The organism is Streptomyces sp. NPDC001985 (assembly GCF_040296845.1).
Taxonomy (GTDB): domain Bacteria; phylum Actinomycetota; class Actinomycetes; order Streptomycetales; family Streptomycetaceae; genus Streptomyces.
In genome coordinates this window covers 45,477-62,907 of sequence record NZ_JBEOYB010000035.1, presented here as the reverse complement: position 1 = coordinate 62,907, position 17,431 = coordinate 45,477, and the positions used below count along the sequence as shown (strand labels likewise).

The 17,431-nt window shown below is 72.3% G+C and carries 18 protein-coding genes and 1 riboswitch; of the genes, 4 read left to right on the top strand and 14 right to left on the bottom strand.

The window, feature by feature from the left end:
* Positions 1-54: 54 nt before the first annotated feature.
* The 7 genes from ABT122_RS17825 to bioB form a co-directional block, all read right to left on the bottom strand.
* Positions 55-852: an SGNH/GDSL hydrolase family protein gene (locus ABT122_RS17825; RefSeq protein ID WP_351552404.1), complete on the bottom strand. Its 798-nt coding sequence runs from the start codon at positions 850-852 to the stop codon at positions 55-57.
* Positions 853-952: 100 nt separating this feature from the next.
* Positions 953-1,966: a hemolysin family protein gene (locus ABT122_RS17820; protein ID WP_351552401.1), complete on the bottom strand. Its 1,014-nt coding sequence runs from the start codon at positions 1,964-1,966 to the stop codon at positions 953-955.
* Positions 1,963-3,306, bottom strand: coding sequence for a hemolysin family protein (locus ABT122_RS17815; RefSeq protein WP_351552398.1), 1,344 nt, complete (start codon positions 3,304-3,306; stop codon positions 1,963-1,965). Before ABT122_RS17815 ends, ABT122_RS17820 begins: the two co-directional genes overlap by 4 nt.
* A gap of 335 nt (positions 3,307-3,641) precedes the next feature.
* The gene (locus ABT122_RS17810) at positions 3,642-4,064 is read right to left on the bottom strand and encodes a GNAT family N-acetyltransferase (RefSeq protein WP_351552395.1); all 423 of its coding nucleotides are present in this window, start codon (positions 4,062-4,064) and stop codon (positions 3,642-3,644) included.
* Positions 4,065-4,125: 61 nt separating this feature from the next.
* On the bottom strand, positions 4,126-4,860 hold the full coding sequence (bioD, locus tag ABT122_RS17805; protein ID WP_351552393.1) for a dethiobiotin synthase: 735 nt from the start codon (positions 4,858-4,860) through the stop codon (positions 4,126-4,128).
* A gap of 83 nt (positions 4,861-4,943) precedes the next feature.
* Positions 4,944-6,245: an adenosylmethionine--8-amino-7-oxononanoate transaminase gene (locus tag ABT122_RS17800; RefSeq protein ID WP_351552390.1), complete on the bottom strand. Its 1,302-nt coding sequence runs from the start codon at positions 6,243-6,245 to the stop codon at positions 4,944-4,946.
* Entirely contained in the window at positions 6,238-7,428 is a 1,191-nt protein-coding gene (gene bioB / locus ABT122_RS17795; RefSeq protein WP_351552387.1) for a biotin synthase BioB, read from the bottom strand. Before bioB ends, ABT122_RS17800 begins: the two co-directional genes overlap by 8 nt.
* Before the next feature lie 205 nt (positions 7,429-7,633).
* Between bioB and ABT122_RS17790 the strand changes: the two genes are divergently transcribed.
* Positions 7,634-8,779 (top strand): 8-amino-7-oxononanoate synthase, encoded by a 1,146-nt coding sequence (locus ABT122_RS17790; protein ID WP_351552384.1) that lies wholly within the window; start codon positions 7,634-7,636, stop codon positions 8,777-8,779.
* Here ABT122_RS17790 and ABT122_RS17785 read toward each other — a convergent pair.
* Together ABT122_RS17785 and ABT122_RS17780 are read right to left on the bottom strand one after the other, a co-directional pair.
* Positions 8,772-8,981, bottom strand: coding sequence for a DUF397 domain-containing protein (locus ABT122_RS17785; RefSeq protein WP_351552381.1), 210 nt, complete (start codon positions 8,979-8,981; stop codon positions 8,772-8,774). The genes ABT122_RS17790 and ABT122_RS17785 overlap by 8 nt on opposite strands.
* Positions 8,982-8,990: 9 nt before the next feature.
* Positions 8,991-9,848 (bottom strand): helix-turn-helix domain-containing protein, encoded by an 858-nt coding sequence (locus tag ABT122_RS17780; RefSeq protein WP_351552378.1) that lies wholly within the window; start codon positions 9,846-9,848, stop codon positions 8,991-8,993.
* Positions 9,849-10,101: 253 nt separating this feature from the next.
* Here ABT122_RS17780 and ABT122_RS17775 point away from each other — a divergent pair, with 253 nt between their 5' ends.
* Entirely contained in the window at positions 10,102-10,533 is a 432-nt protein-coding gene (locus ABT122_RS17775) for an ATP-binding protein (protein WP_351552375.1), read from the top strand.
* Between the two features lie 161 nt (positions 10,534-10,694).
* Here the strand turns inward: ABT122_RS17775 and ABT122_RS17770 are convergent, their stop codons facing one another.
* Positions 10,695-11,171, bottom strand: a complete 477-nt coding sequence (locus ABT122_RS17770) for a C40 family peptidase (protein ID WP_351552372.1) — start codon at positions 11,169-11,171, stop codon at positions 10,695-10,697.
* A gap of 3 nt (positions 11,172-11,174) precedes the next feature.
* A riboswitch (cyclic di-AMP (ydaO/yuaA leader) is annotated at positions 11,175-11,331 on the bottom strand.
* Positions 11,332-11,818: 487 nt separating this feature from the next.
* Here ABT122_RS17770 and ABT122_RS17765 point away from each other — a divergent pair.
* Positions 11,819-13,417: an alpha/beta hydrolase gene (locus ABT122_RS17765; protein ID WP_351552369.1), complete on the top strand. Its 1,599-nt coding sequence runs from the start codon at positions 11,819-11,821 to the stop codon at positions 13,415-13,417.
* Positions 13,418-13,468: 51 nt separating this feature from the next.
* Here the strand turns inward: ABT122_RS17765 and ABT122_RS17760 are convergent, their stop codons facing one another.
* Complete coding sequence (locus tag ABT122_RS17760) at positions 13,469-14,221, bottom strand: lysophospholipid acyltransferase family protein (RefSeq protein ID WP_351552366.1); 753 nt, start codon at positions 14,219-14,221, stop codon at positions 13,469-13,471.
* Positions 14,222-14,316: 95 nt separating this feature from the next.
* Positions 14,317-15,363: a polyprenyl synthetase family protein gene (locus ABT122_RS17755; RefSeq protein WP_351552446.1), complete on the bottom strand. Its 1,047-nt coding sequence runs from the start codon at positions 15,361-15,363 to the stop codon at positions 14,317-14,319.
* Positions 15,364-15,735: 372 nt separating this feature from the next.
* Here ABT122_RS17755 and ABT122_RS17750 point away from each other — a divergent pair, with 372 nt between their 5' ends.
* Positions 15,736-16,248: an ATP-binding protein gene (locus ABT122_RS17750; protein WP_351552363.1), complete on the top strand. Its 513-nt coding sequence runs from the start codon at positions 15,736-15,738 to the stop codon at positions 16,246-16,248.
* Here the strand turns inward: ABT122_RS17750 and ABT122_RS17745 are convergent.
* Together ABT122_RS17745 and ABT122_RS17740 are read right to left on the bottom strand one after the other, a co-directional pair.
* Positions 16,234-16,392: a hypothetical protein gene (locus ABT122_RS17745; RefSeq protein ID WP_351552360.1), complete on the bottom strand. Its 159-nt coding sequence runs from the start codon at positions 16,390-16,392 to the stop codon at positions 16,234-16,236. The genes ABT122_RS17750 and ABT122_RS17745 overlap by 15 nt on opposite strands.
* A 63-nt stretch (positions 16,393-16,455) precedes the next feature.
* Positions 16,456-17,406, bottom strand: coding sequence for a cytochrome c oxidase assembly protein (locus ABT122_RS17740; RefSeq protein ID WP_351552357.1), 951 nt, complete (start codon positions 17,404-17,406; stop codon positions 16,456-16,458).
* Positions 17,407-17,431 lie beyond the last annotated feature (25 nt).

Below are 17,431 nucleotides of genomic sequence, written 5' to 3'. Positions count from 1 at the left end.
CAGATTCTACTGGCGGTTCCTGCAGGCCGGCGCCGCGGTCCCGGTTGTACGTTGCTACGAGAGCCCGCCGTGCCCCGAGGGCGGGGGCTCGTACGGCAGCAGCTCGGGCCGTTTCGGCGGGAGCCCGTCCCCGGAGGACCTGCCGGTCAGCCGGCGCCCCACCCACGGGCCCAGATGGCGGCGGGCGAACCGCAGGTCCTCGGTCCGCCGGGCCGTCCACCGCGCCGGGACCGCCACCGGCAGGGGGGTCCGCCAGTCGTCCCGCGCGTCGAGGCCGAGCGCCTGCCCGACCGCGCCGGCCGCTCTCCGGTGGCCCTCGGCGGTCAGATGGAGCCGGTCCGCGTCCCAGAGCCGGGGATCGCCCAGCGCGCCGGAGCCGTACAGATCCACCACCAGCGCGCCGTACCGCTCCGCCACCTCGTCCACGTGGGTGAACAGCTCCTCCATGCGCGGCCGGAACCGGTCGAGGAAGGGCCCCTGGCGCCCGGGGCTGTGCATCAGCACCAGCCGGCGGCACGACGGTGCCAGGGTGGCCACCGCCTCCTCCAGATGGAAGCGCACCCTGCCCATGTCGCAGCCGGGGCGCAGCGCGTCGTTGAGCCCGCCGACGAGCGTCACCAGATCCGCCCGCATCGCGGCGGCCGGAACGGCCTGCTCGGCGGCGATCTGGCCGATGAGTTTGCCGCGCACCGCGAGATTCGCGTACCGGAACCCCGGCGCGCGGGCGGCCAGCCGGGCGGCGAGCAGATCCGCCCAGCCCCGGTAGGAGCCGTCCGGCAGCAGATCGGACATGCCCTCGGTGAAGGAATCACCCACCGCGACAAAGCTTGTGTAGTTGGCAGTCATCTCCATGGCGGCATCGATCCTACCGCCGGGTAGCGACTCCGTGCGAGGACGCGGAACGGCCCGGGCCCCCGTGCGGGGACCCGGGCCGTACGCCCTGGGGGAGGGGTCAGTCGCGCCGGCCGACCAGCTCCCGCAGCACGTCCTCCATCGTCACCAGACCCTCCGGAATGCCGTCCTCGTCGAGGACGGCCGCCAGATGGGTACGGCTGCGCCGCATCGCGGTCAGGACATCGTCCAGCGGCGCCGTCGCCCGCACCCGGGCGATCGGCCGCATGGCCGTCACCGGGAAGGGCTCATGGCGCGGAGCCGCGTCCAGCGCGTCCTTGACATGGAGATAGCCGAGGATGCCGCGGCCCGTGTCCATGACGGGGAAGCGCGAGAAACCGGACTCCGCCGAGAGCTGCTCCAACTGCTCCGGAGTCGTCCCGACCCCCGCGTACACCACCTGCTCCACCGGCATCACGACATCGCGCACCGGGCGCCGGCCCAGCTCCAGCGCGTCGCGCAGCCGCTCGGCCGAACGGTCGTCCAGCAGCCCCGCGTCACCCGCGTCGGCCACCATCCGGGCCAGCTCGTCGTCCGAGTAGGTCGCCGCGACCTCGTCCTTGGCCTCCACGCGCAGCAGCTTCAGCAGCGTGTTGGCGAAGGCGTTGATCGTGAAGATCACCGGGCGCAGCCCGCGCGCCACCGCCACCAGCGGCGGGCCGAGCAGCAGCGCGCTGCGCGTCGGCTCGGCCAGCGCGATGTTCTTCGGCACCATCTCGCCGAGGAGCATGTGCAGATATGTCGCCAGGGAGAGCGCGATCACGAACGAGATCGGGTGGATCGCGCCGTCCGGCACACCGAGCGAGTGGAACACCGGCTCCAGCAGATGCGCGATGGCGGGCTCGGCGACGATGCCCAGGATCAGGGTGCACAGGGTGATGCCGAGCTGGGCCGCCGCCAGCAGCGCCGACACATGCTCCAGACCCCAGAGCACACTGCGGGCCCGGCGGTTGCCGGCCTCCGCCATCGGCTCGATCTGGCTGCGGCGCACGGAGATCAGCGCGAACTCCGCGCCCACGAAGAAGGCGTTGACCACCAGGGTCAGCAGTCCGATGAGAAGCTGGATCGCGATCATCGTCCGGCCTCCTCGGGTCCGGCGGGGACATCGGCCGGGCTCGGCGCGTGCATCAGCACCCGCGCGGCCCGCCGCCCGGTGGCGTCGACCACGTCGAGCCGCCAGCCCTCCAGATCGATCCGGTCACCCTCGGCCGGGATGCGTCCCAGCTCGGTGGCGACCAGTCCGGCGAGGGTCTCGTAGGGCCCCTCGGGGACCCGCAGGCCCACCTGCTCCAGCTGATCGGTGCGGGCGGCGCCATCCGCCGACCACAGCGAACGGCCGTCGGCGTCCTCGCCGGCGGGGGCGAGATCGGGGGTCTCGTGCGGATCGTGCTCGTCCCGCACCTCGCCCACGACCTCCTCGACGATGTCCTCCATCGTCACCACACCGGCGGTGCCGCCGTACTCGTCGATGACGACGGCCATCGTGGACCGGCCGCCGAGCCGGTCCATCAGCCGGTCCACGGTCAGTGTCTCCGGTACCAGCAGCGGTTCGCGCAGCACATCGGAGATGCTCCGGCGATGGCGCTGATCCGCGGGGACCGCGAGGACGTCCTTGATGTGCGCGATGCCGACCACCGTGTCGAGGCTGCCCCGGTAGACCGGGAAGCGGGAGAGGCCGGTGGCGCGGGTGGCGTTGGCGACATCCTCCGCCGTGGCCTGCACCTCCAGGGCCGTGACCTGGACCCGCGGGGTCATCACATTCTCCGCGGTCAGCTCGGCCAGGCTCAGGGTACGGACGAACAGCTCGGCGGTGTCCGCCTCCAGCGCGCCCTCCTTCGCCGAGTGCCGGGCCAGCGCGACCAGCTCCTGCGGGCTGCGGGCGGAGGCCAGCTCCTCGGTGGGCTCCATGCCGAGCCGGCGCAGGATGCGGTTGGCCGTGTTGTTGAGATGGCTGATCAACGGCTTGAAAGCGGCGGTGAACAGCCGCTGGGCGGGGGCCACGACCTTGGCGACGGCCAGGGGGGAGGAGATCGCCCAGTTCTTGGGGACCAGCTCGCCGACCACCATCAGCACCACCGTGGAGAGCGCGGTGCCGAGGACCAGGGCGACGGAGGAGGCCACCGACGGGGAGAGGCCGAGATCCTCGACCGGCCCGCGGATCAGCTTGCTGATCGAGGGCTCGGAGAGCATGCCGACGACCAGATTGGTCACGGTGATGCCCAGCTGGGCCCCGGAGAGCTGGAAGGTGAGGCCGCGCACGGCCTTGAGGGCACTCGCCGCGCCGCGCTCGCCGCGCTCGACGGCGCTTTCGAGGTCGCTGCGTTCGACCGTGGTGAGGGAGAACTCCGCTGCGACGAAGACGCCACAGGCGAGCGAGAGCAGTACCGCCACGAGGAGGAGGAGCACTTCGGTCATCGGGTCACCTCCGTCCCAGGATCGGTCAGGGGGGCGGGGAGTGCTCGATGTCTGCTACTGGGAGGCTCGTCCATGGACGGACGCTCACACCTTTCATACGGAGGGTTCACACGGAGAGTAATGGTCGGTCCATAGTAAAGGACCAGCAAAGTCGATCGACGGGAAGGCCCGGATCAAGCCTATCGGCCCTCGCCCTCCCCCCGCCTGCCCCCGAATGTGCGGAACAACGCACTCTCCCGCGCCCCGGGGCTCCCCGCCGGGGCCCGGGGCGCGCCCCGGCCGGTGCGGCCTTTGGACGACCCCGTGCCACAGGTCCCCGTGCGGGGCGGGGGCGGTCAGGGCAGGGGCTTGACCCAGCGGCGCCAGTGGTCCTCGCGGTGGTAGCCGGCCGCCTCCCACACCCGCTGAGCCCGCTCATTCACCTCCAGCACCATCGCGTCCCCCCGCCGCCCCCCGACCGCCGCGAACCTCCGCTCCGCCGCCGCCAGCAGCGCCGCCCCGATGCCCTGCCTCCGGTGGGCGGGGTGCACGGCGAGGCGGTAGAGGGAGCAGCGCCAGCCGTCCCACCCCGCGATCACCGACCCCACCACCCTCCCCGCGGACTCCGCCAGAATCAGCGCCTCCGGGTCCCGCGCGATGAGCCGGCCGACGCCGTCCAGGTCGTCCGTGATGCTCGTGCCCTCGGCGGCCTCCGCCCAGAGGGCGAGCACGGTTCCGGCCTCATCGGCCCGGGCGGTACGTATGCGCGGCTCAGTCATGATCCAGAGCCAAGCACGCCGCACCGCGCCCGTGCCACCGCCTTTCGGCGACGCCACCGGCTCAGCGCACGGCCGACGCGTACGCGGCGGCGTTCACCGAGGCCGTGAAGGCGTCCGCGTCCCACCACCCGCCCAGACGCGGAGCCAGCCACCCCGGCGCCCGCACCCGGAAATCCCCGGGCGCGAGCCGCCCCGCGCCCTCCGGAACCGCCCCCAGCAGCGGCGCCCCCGCCACCTCCGGAAGATCCAGCAGATTGCACCGGGCGGCGAGATCCGGCTCGGCCGGCCAGCTCCCCACCACCACCCCGAGCTGCTCGATCCCGCGCGCCCGCAGCGCCTCCCCGGTCAGCGCCACCGAGTTGAGCGTGCCGAGCCCGGCCGCGGCCACCACCAGCACCGGCGCCCCGAGCAGCCCGGCGGCGTCGGCGAGGGTGGCGCCCGCGCTGTCGAACCGTACGAGCAGCCCGCCCGCGCCCTCCACCAGCACCAGGTCGTACCGGTCGGCGAGGGAGCCGACCCGCTCGGCGATCTCCCGCGCCCCCACCCCCGGCAGCCCGGCGCGGCGCGCGGCGGCGGCGGGCGCCAGCGGCTCCCGGAACCGCGCCAGCTCCACCCCGTGCACCGCCCCGCCGAGCCTGCGCACCTCGTCGAGGTCCCCGGGCTCACCCCCGCCGACACCGGTCTGCGCGGGCTTCACCACGGCCACCCGGCGGCCCTGCGCGAGGGCCGCCACCGCGGCGGTGACCACGGTCTTCCCGATCTCGGTCCCGGTCCCGGAGACGATGATGACGGACATATGCCGCTTGCCTTTCGCTGGATGTGCCGCTTGTCTGGTTCACCGCGCGGGTGCGGCCCCGCCCGCCGCGGCCGACGGGGGGCTCAGCTCCGGTGCGAGGCCTCCGCCGCCGCGCACACGGCCTCGCACACCCGCGCCAGATCCGCGTCGCCCGTCACATAGGGCGGCATCGTGTAGACGAGATCGCGGAACGGCCGCAGCCACACCCCGGCCCGCACCGCCGCCTCCGTCGCCCGGACCATGTCCACCTCGCGGTCCAGCTGGACCACCCCGACACCGCCCAGCACCCGGACGTCCCGCACCCCCGGCAGTCCCCGGGCGGGCGCGAGCCCCTCCCGCAGCCCCGACTCCAGCCGCTTGACGTCCTGGGCCCACTCCCCGGCCAGCAGCAGATCGATGGAGGCGTTCGCCACGGCGGCGGCCAGCGGATTGCCCATGAACGTCGGGCCGTGCGCCAGCACCGGGACCTCGCCCCGGGAGATGCCCTCCGCCACCCCGGGGGTGCAGACGGTGGCCGCCAGCGAGAGATACCCGCCGGTCAGGGCCTTCCCCAGACACATCACATCCGGGCAGATCCCGGCCTGCTCCGCCGCGAAGAGCGTTCCGGTGCGGCCGAACCCCGTCGCGATCTCGTCGAGGATCAGCAGCACACCCCGCTCGTCGCAGATCTCCCGCAGCACCCGCAGATAGCGGGGGGAGTGGAACCGCATCCCGCCCGCGCCCTGCACCACCGGTTCCACGATCACCGCGGCCAGCTCATCGGCGTGGCGGGTGACCAGCTCCCGCAGCTGGTCCGCGTACGCCTCCTCGTACTCCTCGGGCGGCGCGTCCGCGAAGATCTGGCGGGGCAGCGCGCCCGACCAGAGCCGGTGCATCCCGCCGTCCGGGTCGCACACCGCCATGGGCTGCCAGGTGTCGCCGTGGTAGCCGCCGCGCCAGGTCAGCAGGCGCTGTTTGGCGGGCCGCCCGGCGGAGCGCCAGTACTGGAGACACATCTTGACCGCGACCTCGACCGCGACCGAGCCCGAGTCGCTCAGGAAGACATGGCGCAGCGGCTCGGGGGTGATCTCCACCAGCCGGGCCGCCAGCCGGACGGCGGGCTCATGGGTCAGCCCGCCGAACATCACATGGCTCATCCGCTCCAGCTGGCCGCGCGCCGCCTCATTGAGGACGGGGTGGTTGTAGCCGTGGATCGCCGACCACCACGACGACATGCCGTCGATCAGCTCGCGCCGCCCGTGGACGGGCTCCGCCAGCCGCAGCCGCACCCCCGACGCCGACTCCACGACCAGCGGATCGGCGCGGCCGGGCATGGGGCCGTACGGATGCCAGACATGGGCCCGGTCCAGCGCCACCAGCTCGGCGACGGAGCGGGACTCAGGCATTGGGCGCCAGCCCGGTGCCGGCGCCCCGGCGGCGCACGGTCACCAGATCCGTACGGGCGGCAGAGGGCTCCGCCGCGGCCCGCGCGGGCACCTCCTCCGTACCGCCCGGCCCGCTCACGCCCGGACCGTCCCCGCCGCACGCCCCGGCCTCCGCGCCCGCCGAGCCGCAGCCCGCCGGTGCCCGGTGCCCGGGCAGGGTGGTGGTGCCCGCGCCCTCCACCTCGAAGCCGGCGTCCGCGATCATGTCCAGATCGGCCTGGCCCGCCTGCCCCTCACTGGTCAGATAGTCACCCAGGAAGACCGAGTTGACCAGGTGCAGCGCCAGCGGCTGGAGCGAGCGCAGATGCACCTCGCGCCCGCCCGCGAGCCGTACCTCCACATCCGGGCAGACGAACCGCACCATCGCCAGAATCCGCAGACACCGCTGCGGGGTGAGGTTCCACTCCTTCGCCAGCGGAGTTCCCTCGAAGGGGATCAGAAAGTTCACCGGCACCGAGTCCGGGTCGAGTCCGCGCAGCGCGAAGACCACATCGACGAGGTCCTCGTCCTTCTCGCCCATCCCCGCGATCAGACCGGAGCAGGGCGAGAGTCCCGCGCCCCGGGCCCGTTGCACCGTCTCCACCCGGTCGGCGTAGGTGTGGGTGGTGGTGATGGCGCCGTAGGTCGACTCGGAGGTGTTGAGATTGTGGTTGTAGGCGTCCGCGCCGGCCTGCCGCAGCCGCTCCGCCTGGCCGTCGGAGAGCAGTCCGAGACAGGCGCAGACCTCGACCCCCTCGTTCTGCTCCTTGATCGCCTCGATGGTCTTCGAGACCCGGTCGACATCGCGGTCGGTCGGGCCGCGCCCGCTGGCGACCAGACAGACCCGCTTGGCGCCGCCCGCCACCCCGGCCGCCGCCGCCTCGGACGCCTCGTCCGGCTTCAGCCAGGTGTACTTGAGGATCTCCGCCTTCGAGCCGAGCCGCTGGGAGCAGTAGGAGCAGTCCTCCGGGCAGAGCCCCGACTTGAGATTGACGAGATAGTTGAGTTTCACCCGCCGCCCGAACCACTGGCGGCGCACCCGGCCCGCCGCGGCCACCACATCGAGCAGCTCGTCGTCGGAGGTCGCCAGTACGGCGAGTGCCTCTTCACGGGTCGGCAGCTCGCGCCGAAGCCCCTTCTCCACCAGCGTGTTCAGCAGGTCCATGGCGCCGATCCTGACGTACGGCGCGCCGGTTGGGAAAGGCGGAACCCCACAACAGACCATGGTCGAGGTGTGTGTATGACCACATTCGGTCCGGGGTCCGGCCCGGTTAGGGTCTGTGCGCTGCCTACAAAACGCCCCGGTCAACGGGGGCGGCGCACCCGGCGGTGCGGACCGTACCAGAGCACCGGAAGAGGACCTCATCACCATGACCCAGGACCCTTTCGAGTGGATCGAGGACGAATCCGGCCACCGCCGCCGGGCGGGTCTGGTGCGCACCCTGCGGCCCCGCGCGGCCGACTGCGGTCTGCTCGACCTGGCGGGCAACGACTACCTCGGGCTCTGCCGCCACCCGGAGGTCACCGCCGCGGCGGCCGACGCGGCCCACCGCTGGGGCGCGGGCGCGACCGGCTCCCGGCTCGTCACGGGCAGCACCGCCCTCCACGCCGAACTGGAGGAGGAGATCGCCGCGTTCTGCGGATTCGACGCGGCCCTGGTGCTCTCCTCCGGCTACGCGGCCAATCTCGCCGCGCTGACCGCGCTGACCACCCGGGACTCGCTGATCGTCTCCGACGCGGGAAATCACGCGTCGATCATTGACGGCTGCCGGCTCTCCCGCGCGCGGACGGAGATCACCGCGCACGCCGACGCGGAAGCGGTGCGCGGGGTGCTCGGTGCCCACGCCGGGCGGCGCGCCCTGGTGGTCACCGACGGGGTGTTCTCGGTGGACGGGGACGCCGCCCCGCTGGCCGCTCTCGCCGGTGTCTGCCGCGAGCGGGGCGCGGCCCTGCTCGTCGACGACGCGCACGGTCTCGGCGTACTCGGCGAGGGCGGCCGCGGAGCGCCGCACGCGGCGGGCATCGCGGGCGGCGCGGGCGTCGTCGCGACGCTCACCCTCTCCAAGTCGCTCGGCAGCCAGGGCGGGGTGGTCCTCGGCCCGGCCGCCGTGATCGACCATCTGGTCAACACCGCGCGCACCTTCATCTTCGACACGGGTCTGGCACCGGCCGCCGCCGGGGCCGCGCTGGCCGCGCTGCGCCTGCTGCGGCGCGAGCCGGAGCGCGCGGCCAGGGTGCGTACGGTCGCGATGGCCCTGCACCGGGGGCTGACGGAACGGGGCCTGACGTCCGTACGCCCCGACGCGGCCGTGGTCTCCGTGCATGCGCCCTCGCCGGGCGCCGCGGTGGAGTGGGCCGCGAACTGCCGGGCCGCCGGTCTCGCCGTTGGCTGCTTCCGGCCCCCTTCGGTGCCGGACGGTGTCTCACGGGTGCGGCTGACGGCCCGGGCGGATCTGACCGATCAGCAGATCGCCCGGGCGGTGGCGGCGGTGGCCGGGGCCGCGCCGGTCAGCTGACGCTCTCGGTTCCCATGGCGGTGAGGAAGCGGCTCCACGCACGGGCGGAGAAGCGCAGCGGGCGCCGGCCCGTGTCCTTGGAGTCCCGTACGGCCAGGATGCCGTCCGGCGCCAGCAGGGCCGCCTCGACGCAGTTGTTCTTCGCCGTGCTGCGGCTGCTCCGCCGCCACACCAGACCTTCGGGCACGGGGTGTTCACGCATGAGGCCCTCCTAGGCGCCGCCTGCCAGGGCGGCGATCAGATCCAGGGATTCGACCGGTGGGAGCGCGCGCCTCTGCATCGTCGCGAAGGCGGCGCTGTACACCGCGAGATCCTCTGCCCGCTCCAGCGAGACGCTACGCGTCAAGTGGTCAAGAATGACCACATCCAGATCAGAGGTGCTCGGAAACGAGAAGATAACGAAAGATCCCGTCTGCCCCGCGTATCCGCCGGCGGAGAACGGCACCACCTGGAGCCGTACACAGGGCAGCTCCGACGCCGCGGCCAGCGCCCGCAGTTGCGCCCGCATCACCCCGGGGCCGCCCACCTCGCGCCGCAGCACCGCCTCGTCGAGCACCACACTCAGCGCGGGCGGCCTGGGGCCGCGCAGCACCTCCTGGCGGGCGATCCGCACCTCCGCGAGCGAGTCGACGGTCGCGTCGGGGAGATCCGCGAGCGTCGCCCGGGTCACCGCCCGGGCGTACTCGGCGGTCTGGAGCAGCCCCGGCACCGCCGAGGTCTCCACCGTGCGCACGGCGCGCGCCTGCGACTCCAGGCTGATGAAGTCGCGGTACTCGGCGGGCAGCAGCGACCGGTAGGCGTGCCACCAGCCGTCCCCGCCGCCGTCCGCGGCGTCCGCCAGGGTCTCCAGCAGCAGCCGGGGGCCGGGGTCGGCGACCCGGTACAGATCGAGCAGCAGCCGCACATCGCCCGCCTTCACCCCGCTGGCGCCGGTCTCGATCCGGCTCACCTTCGACTGGTGCCAGCCGGCCAGTTCCGCCGCGCCGCGGCTGGTGAGCCGGGCGGCCACCCGCGCTCTGCGGAGTTCCTCGCCGAGCCTGCGGCGGCGCACCGCCGGACCGTGGCGCATCGGGGCTTCCTTCCGTCGATCCGTCGAACGCTGTCGGTTCGCCCGCGATCCAAGTGGGTGGAGCCGCCAAATCCGGTCCTTCGTCGCAGAGTTCACCGCATCGAGCGACAGATATATGCATATCTTGGGGGATCGCCCCTTCTGGGGAGGGGATGAGTGGCACTCTGGCGATCAGCGCAATCCGTGGCCGCCCGCGCAATCCCTCCGCTTCGAGTTCGGAGCCCGGCCGCGGTGGGAAAGGGACAGCGTCGCCATGGCAGACCTTCAGGAAGCCTCCGTCACCCTGCCGAGCGATCCCGCTTCGGTCTCCGTGGCACGGACATTCGTCGCCGACGTCGTCTCCGAGTGGGGCCTGCCGGCCGGGGGCGCGGCCGTGGAGACGATCCGGCTGATCGTCTCGGAGCTGGTGACCAATGCGGTCCAGCACACCTTCGGCCAGTCGCCCACCTTCACGGTGGACCTGGAGCTGGAGCGGGACGAGAGGCTGCGCATCGGGGTGACCGACAGTCACCCGCGCTGGCCCCAGCGGCTGCCCGCCGCCGTGCGGCAGGACAACGGCCGGGGGATGGTGATCGTCCGCGCGCTCACGGCGGAGAGTGGCGGCAGGCTCAGCGTCACACCCACCCGGGAGGGCGGGAAGACGGTCTGGATCGCCCTGCCGTGGCCGGCCGGGACGTCCGGCTGAGCGGCACCCGGCCTGCGCGGCAGGCCGGGCGTCGGGGCTCCCGCGTCCGGCGCGGGAGGCCAGGTCGTGGCCGCGACCTGGCTCCCCGGCCGGGCGGCGGGGCCCGGTGGCGGGCCGCCGGGGGTCCACCCGGCGGCCCGCACGGGCTCACTGCCGGTCCGTCAGCGCACCCGGCCGTACTTGACGCTCTTGCTCCAGATCTTGTCCAGCTTCACCCAGGACCCCTTCTTGGGCGAGTGCCAGATCTTTCCCTTACCGGCGTAGATGCCCACGTGGTAGACGTAGCCGCCGGAGTGGAAGAACACCAGGTCCCCGGCCTTGCGCCCGGAGGCCGACACGCGCTTGGTCTTGTTGTACTGCTGCTGGGCGGTGCGGGGCAGCTTCTTGCCCGCTCTCTTGTACGAGTAGAGCGTGAGCCCCGAGCAGTCGAAGCGGGACGGCCCGGTTCCTCCGTACCGGTAGGGCGCTCCCTTCTTGGAGGCCGCCACCTTGAGCGCCTTGCCCGCGTGGGACGTGGCGGCGTGCGCCTCGCTCGTGCCGCCCGGCACGAGCAGCGAACCGCCGAGGGCGGCGAGGGTGAGGGCCGATACGGCCCCCGCCCGGCTCATCAGAAACGGGACGTTTGTCTGCGCAGTCATGCGCAACCCTTCGTCAGCCGCCTGTGAAGGATGACCTGTCGGGTTCGGGCGGACGAAGGTGCCCGGCCGCGTGACGCGGCTTCACCCCGAGGGACGTCCGGACTTTCCGGCTGCCCCGTACTGCTCGGGTCCTCCACTCCTGCCGAAGCACTTCCATCGACCAGTCATCCGAAGCGGCGGCAGGACTCGGCGTCCGCTCGGACCGCCCCGCCGAGGTGACGGGGGCTTGTCGTCCCAGGGATCTTGACCCACGACATGGCGGAATTCCGAGCGGAAACGGCGTTATGTGAGTTTTAACACCCTTGGTCCGTTCAGGTGGACATGGCCTCCGGACGGTCCGGCCCTCGACACCCGAGCATGCCCGCACCAGGGCCGGAATAGAGCATTCCGAGAGATTGGCCACGGTGATGCGCAACTCGACCGTAGTTGGCGCCGAGGCCGCGAGTACATCAAAAGGAGTAGCTCGACCGTCACCCGTATGGCGGTTGACGAGGTTCCGCCGACCGCTCCGATTCGTCCGTTCCCGGGGGTTCACCGAGGGATGTACCGCTCACCGGTACTCGGCTCACCGGTTATTGGTTCGGTAAAGAAACAGCCGTACGGCCTGTTGCCGGTAGCACGTCAACCGCGAGGATCGCGGAGTACCCATGACAGAGAGGCAGTTCCAGGTGAGACGTACAGCGGTGTTCGGCGCGACCGGCACTCTGATGGCGGGCGCGCTCATAGCCGGGGCGATAGCCGCCCCGGTCGCCCAGGCCGAGGCCCGGCACTCAGGGGGGTCCGAGGCGCGCGGTGTCCAGATCGCGGCCGAACGCGCCGCCCGGCAGGGCATCGACTGGGCCGACTGTCCCGCCGACTGGGGACTCGCCAAGCCCATCCAGTGCGGCACGGTGACGGTTCCGCTCGACTACGCCCGCCCGAACGGCCGGCAGATCGAGCTGACCGTCGACCGCATCGGCAACACCGGCACCAAGGAGGAGCGCCAGGGCGCGCTCCTCTACAACCCCGGCGGCCCCGGCGGCTCGGGACTCCGCTTCCCCACCCGGGTCACCGGCAAGAACCCGCTCTGGGTGAACACCGCCAAGGCGTACGACTTCGTGGGCTTCGACCCGCGCGGCGTCGGCCGCTCCACCCCCATCTCCTGTGTCGACCCGCAGGAGTTCGTCAAGGCCCCCAAGGCCGACCCGGTCCCCGACAGCGAGGCCGACAAGCGCGCCCAGCGCGCACTCGCCGCCGCGTACGCGGACGGCTGCGCCGAGCGCAGCGGCTGGATGCTGCCGCACATGACCACCCCCAACACCGCCCGTGACCTCGATGTCATCCGGGCCGCCCTGGGCGAGCGGAAGCTCAACTTCCTGGGTGTCTCCTACGGCAGCTATCTGGGCGGGGTGTACGCGACCCTCTTCCCCGGCCATGTCCGCCGGATGGTCGTCGACAGTGTGGTGAATCCCTCACGGGAGAAGATCTGGTACCAGGCCAACCTGGACCAGGACGTCGCCTTCCAGATGCGCTGGGACGACTGGAAGAGCTGGATCGCCGCGAACGACGCCACCTACCGCCTCGGTGACACCCCCGAGAAGGTCGAGCGGCAGTGGCTCACCCTGCGCGCCGACGCCAAGCGCGCCCCGCTCGGCGGAGTCGTCGGCCCGGCCGAGCTGACCGGCTTCTTCCAGGGCGCGCCCTACTACGACTCCTCCTGGGCGCCGGTCGCCCGGCTCTGGAGCAAGTACGTGGCCGGTGACACCCGGCCGCTGATCGACGCCGCGTCGCCGGACCTCTCCGACACCGCCGGCAACATCCGCTCCGAGAACAGCAACGCCGTCTACACGGCTGTCGAGTGCGCGGACGCCAAGTGGCCCACCAGCTGGAAGAAGTGGGACCGCGACAACACCCGGCTCCACCGCGACTACCCCTTCATGACCTGGGCCAACGCCTGGATGAACCTGCCGTGCGCGACCTGGTCCACCCAGCAGCACACCCCGGTGGACGTCAGGAGCGGCAAGGGCCTGCCGGGCGTGCTCATCGTGCAGGCCGAGCGGGACGCGGCCACCCCGGTCGCCGGCGCCTACGAGCTGCACAAGCGGCTCAAGGGCTCGCGGGTGATCCTGGAGAAGGGCGCCGGTTCGCACGGCGTCACCGGGATCGTCAACGCCTGTGTCAACCAGCGCGTCGACGCCTATCTCCTCAACGGGACCCTGGACAGCCGCAATGTGACGTGCGAGCCGCACGCCGCGCCGAAGCCGTAATCCTCCCCGCCGCACCCGGGACAGGGGCCGCCGTCACCGGCGGCCCCTGTGTCATGTCCCGTCCCGGGCGCTCTCCCGGCTTCCGTCCCGGCCCCCGTCCCGCTTCCGGCCGCGGGCCTTCCTCGCCTGTTCCAGCTCCGCCTTGACGTCCGCCGCGTACCGGTCCACGTACTCCTGTCCCGAGAGCCCGAGGATCGCGTACATGATCTCGTCGGTGATGGCCCGGATCACCGCCTTCTCGTTCTCCATGCCCGCGTACCGGGAGAACTCCAGCGGCTCCCCGAAACGCACGGTCACCCGCTTGATCTTCGGCCAGGTCTGGCCGGGCGGCTGGATCTCGAAGGTGCCGACCATCGCGCAGGGGATCACCGGCACCCCGGCCCGGAGCGCCATCACCGCCACCCCGACCTTGCCCTTGTAGAGCCGGCCGTCGTGCGAGCGGGTCCCCTCCGGATAGATCCCGAGCAGCTCGTCCCCGCTCAGCACCCCGAGCCCCTCACGGATCGCCGCCTGCCCCGCCTCCTTGCCGGAGCGGTCCACCGGGATCTGCCCCGCGCTGCGGAAGAACGCGGCGGTCAGCCGGCCCTTGACCCCCGGGCCGGTGAAGTACTCCGCCTTCGCCAGGAAGGTGATGCGCCGTCTGAGGATCGCGGGCATCAGAAAGTGGTCGGAGAAGGAGAGATGGTTCCCGGCGACGATGGCCGCGCCCTCCTCGGGGATGTGCTCCAGCCCTTCGATCCGGGGCCGGAACAGCAAGCGCAGCAGTGGCCCGAGAAGGACGTACTTGAGCACGTGGTAGAACACCGAGGGGTCTCCCTGCTGGGGTGAATCCGGGCGAGGGCTACGTTCCTCCAGGCGCGGGGGAAACTCAAGCAGGCCCGCGCCCCGGGCCGGGGCCGTCAGCGCGTCCGCTCCGCTCCCCACAGCGGGAGCGTCTCGAAGAAGGCCACCGCGTCCTCCCGCCAGTACGGCCGCCAGGACGCGGCCTCGGCCGACGCCGCCCGCGCGTACTCCCGTGTCCGGGAGCGGAGGGCGGCGTCGATGCCCCGGGCCCGGGCGAGGTCCCGGAGCCGTTCGACGGTCTCCGCCGGGCAGTGGGGATCGCCCAGGGCCGAGGTCACGGCGGAGTGCTCGGCGCCGGTGGTCCCGTCCAGAAGGGCGCGGACGGTGTAGGTGTGGCGCCCGTCGCGCAGATCCGTCCCGACGGGCTTGCCCGTGGTCTCCTCGTCGCCGAAGAGGTCCAGATAGTCGTCCCGCATCTGCTCGGCTATCCCCACCAGCACCGCGTACCGCCGCAGCCGCGCGTCATGGCGGGCCGGGTTCGCGCCGGCGGCGATCAGGCCCATCCGCAGCGGTGCCAGGATCGAGTAGCGGGCGGACTTGTACTCGGAGACGGTGTGCAGGAAGTCCTCGCCGGGCAGCGGGGGGAAGTCCCGCTCCAGATCGACGATCTGGCCCAGAACCGCGTCGGACGCCGCCCGGACCTGGACGTCGAGCATCGCCTGCCGCAGCGTGGACGGCAGCTCCGCGTCGAGCAGCACCCGCAGCGAGAGGAAGGCGGCGAGATCGCCCGCCAGGACCGTCAGTCCGAGGGCGGTCCCGGGGTGGCCGGGGAACTCCTCGCGGTACGCGTAGTACGCCGAGGGGCCGCCCCGGCGGACGGGGGAGTCGTCGATGAGGTCGTCGTGCACCAGTCCGTGGGTGTGCAGCAGCTCGACACTGAGCGCGGCGGCGTCCAGACCGGGGACGTCGTCATCGGTCACCAGCCGGGCCGCCTCGTGCAGAAACGCCACCCGCAGCCGCTTCCCGCCCCGCAGGGAGTGGTCCCGCAGCAGATCCAGACAGCGCGGGGTGAACCGGGAGAGGCCGGGGGCGTCCAGGGACTCCCGCAGTCCGTCGAAGTACGCCGCGAACAGCGCGTCGAACCGGCGCCGGTAGCCGGCCACCCGCTCCCGGGTCCGGGCGGCGGCGTCGGTGGCGGCTCCGGTGGCGGTGCCGCCGGCGGCCTCGGTGCCGGAGCCGGTCCCGCCGGTACCGGCACCGGTGTCGATGCCGGTGCCGGCACCGGTGTCGTCGGTGTGTGTCACGGTGTCCCTTCTCTCCTCTCGGGCCGCTTCGCGCGGGCCGCACCGATGGTAGTGGGGGAGGGATCATCCTTTCCGGCGCTTGTCCCGTCCCGGCCCCGACCGCGCTGTGTTGCGGACGGCTCCACCCCGGGTCACGCTGGTCAGTGACCCGAAAGCGACAAGGGGTCACTCTCCGCACTCGGGGACCCTGTGGCCGACGAGAGGACCCGGTCGCGGTGAGGAGCCACGGTCATGCAGATTCAGGCCGCCTGCCGGTACGTCGTGGAGGTACGGGCATCCATCGAGCGGATTCCGCAGATCCGGCGCATTCTCGCGGCGCATCTGCGGTACTGGAGGCTCGAATCGCATATCGTGCCCGTCTGCCGGGCGGTCGACGAGCTGATCGGCAATGTCGTCCGGCATGTGCCCGGGGACAAGACCTGTGTGGTGGAGCTGCGCCGGACCGGCCGCCGTCTCACCGTCTCGGTCGCCGACAGCGGTCGCGCGCTGCCCCGGCTGACCAGCTCCTGCCCGCCGAGGGGCGGGCTCGCCGCGGTCGTGCTGCTCAGCGACAGCTGGGGCACCTGCGCCACCGCCACCGGCAAGGTCATCTGGTTCAGCCGCCGGGTGAAGCGGGCCGAACGGACGCCGCTGACCTCCCCGGCGCCGGGAAGCCCCGCGCCGGAGACCCGGCCGCTGCCCGCCGCCGTACCGGCCCGCCAGGGGCCGGGAACGGCGCCGGGCGCGCTGTCAGGTGCGCTGTGAGGTGACCACCCCGATCGTCACCAGGCCGAGCACCACCCAGCCGAACCAGAGCCAGCCATTGCTGCCGAGTGCCGCGGTGTACGCGGTCACGACCACCAGGGTCGAGACCGTGAGCACGCCCATCGCCTTCGTCGAACCGGACATATGCGCCCTCCTGGGCCGCTGTGGCCGCTGAAGGTCATCGTCACCCGGAGACCCCGGTTCGCGCTACCGGCCGCGCGCTTCGAGCGAGGCGAGATAGGCGTTGTACGCCGCCAGCTCCTTGTCGCCGTCCCGGTCGGCCGCCCGGTCGGTCCGGCGCGCCTGGCGCTGCTCGGAGCCGTACCACTGGAAGACCAGCGCGATCAGCACCAGCACCGAGGGAATCTCGCTGAACGCCCAGGCGATCCCGCCCGCCGCGTTCTGGTCGGCCAGCGCGTCGATGCCCAGGGACGCCGGCGGGCTGGCGTAGGCGCCGACCATCGGCTCACTCGCCATCATCAGCGCGATGCCGAAGAAAGCGTGGAACGGCATGCCCGCGAACAGCTCCAGCATCCGCATCACATAGCCGGGCCGGTGCGGCCCCGGGTCCACTCCCATGATCGGCCAGAAGAAGACCAGACCGGTGGCGAGGAAGTGCACCATCATCGCGATATGGCCGGGCTTCGACTCCATCAGGAGATCGAAGAGAGGGGTGAAGTAGAGCCCGTACAGACTCGCGATGAAGAGCGGGATGGTGAAGGCGGGGTGGGTCACGATCTTCATATAGCGGCTCTGGAGCAGGGCGAGCAGCAGCTCGCGCGGCCCCGTGCGGCCCCGCCCCGCGACCGGCAGTGCCCGCAGCGCCAGGGTGACCGGTGCCCCCAGCAGCAGCAGAATGGGGGAGACCATGCTGATGATCATGTGCTGCACCATGTGCACGCTAAACATGACCATGCCGTAGTCATTGAGCTTGGTGCACATCGCGAGCGCCACGGTCAGCACACCGGCGACGAAGAAGAGGGTGCGGCCCGGCTGCCAGGCGTCCCCGCGCCGGCGCAGCCGCAGGACCCCCCATCCGTACAGCGCCAGCGCCAGCAGACAGCCGGTCAGAAAGAACGCGTCCGGCGAGAACTCCAGCCCCCGCCCCAGCGTGAACGGCGGCAGGTCCATCGACGTGCCGTGCCCGCTGTGATCCATCCGCCGGCTCCTGTTTCGTCCTGGT

Excerpts from the sequence above, each read along its gene's own strand:
- ABT122_RS17790 (WP_351552384.1), top strand. The coding sequence starts at position 7,634 with ATGACCCAGGACCCTTTCGAGTGGATCGAGGACGAATCCGGCCACCGC.
- bioB (WP_351552387.1), bottom strand. The coding sequence starts at position 7,428 with ATGGACCTGCTGAACACGCTGGTGGAGAAGGGGCTTCGGCGCGAGCTG.
- ABT122_RS17745 (WP_351552360.1), bottom strand. The coding sequence starts at position 16,392 with ATGTCCGGTTCGACGAAGGCGATGGGCGTGCTCACGGTCTCGACCCTG.
- ABT122_RS17800 (WP_351552390.1), bottom strand. The coding sequence starts at position 6,245 with ATGCCTGAGTCCCGCTCCGTCGCCGAGCTGGTGGCGCTGGACCGGGCC.
- ABT122_RS17750 (WP_351552363.1), top strand. The coding sequence starts at position 15,736 with ATGCAGATTCAGGCCGCCTGCCGGTACGTCGTGGAGGTACGGGCATCC.
- ABT122_RS17815 (WP_351552398.1), bottom strand. The coding sequence starts at position 3,306 with ATGACCGAAGTGCTCCTCCTCCTCGTGGCGGTACTGCTCTCGCTCGCC.
- ABT122_RS17770 (WP_351552372.1), bottom strand. The coding sequence starts at position 11,171 with ATGACTGCGCAGACAAACGTCCCGTTTCTGATGAGCCGGGCGGGGGCC.
- ABT122_RS17775 (WP_351552375.1), top strand. The coding sequence starts at position 10,102 with ATGGCAGACCTTCAGGAAGCCTCCGTCACCCTGCCGAGCGATCCCGCT.
- ABT122_RS17740 (WP_351552357.1), bottom strand. The coding sequence starts at position 17,406 with ATGGATCACAGCGGGCACGGCACGTCGATGGACCTGCCGCCGTTCACG.
- ABT122_RS17765 (WP_351552369.1), top strand. The coding sequence starts at position 11,819 with ATGACAGAGAGGCAGTTCCAGGTGAGACGTACAGCGGTGTTCGGCGCG.
- bioD (WP_351552393.1), bottom strand. The coding sequence starts at position 4,860 with ATGTCCGTCATCATCGTCTCCGGGACCGGGACCGAGATCGGGAAGACC.
- ABT122_RS17785 (WP_351552381.1), bottom strand. The coding sequence starts at position 8,981 with ATGCGTGAACACCCCGTGCCCGAAGGTCTGGTGTGGCGGCGGAGCAGC.
- ABT122_RS17825 (WP_351552404.1), bottom strand. The coding sequence starts at position 852 with ATGGAGATGACTGCCAACTACACAAGCTTTGTCGCGGTGGGTGATTCC.
- ABT122_RS17810 (WP_351552395.1), bottom strand. The coding sequence starts at position 4,064 with ATGACTGAGCCGCGCATACGTACCGCCCGGGCCGATGAGGCCGGAACC.
- ABT122_RS17820 (WP_351552401.1), bottom strand. The coding sequence starts at position 1,966 with ATGATCGCGATCCAGCTTCTCATCGGACTGCTGACCCTGGTGGTCAAC.
- ABT122_RS17780 (WP_351552378.1), bottom strand. The coding sequence starts at position 9,848 with ATGCGCCACGGTCCGGCGGTGCGCCGCCGCAGGCTCGGCGAGGAACTC.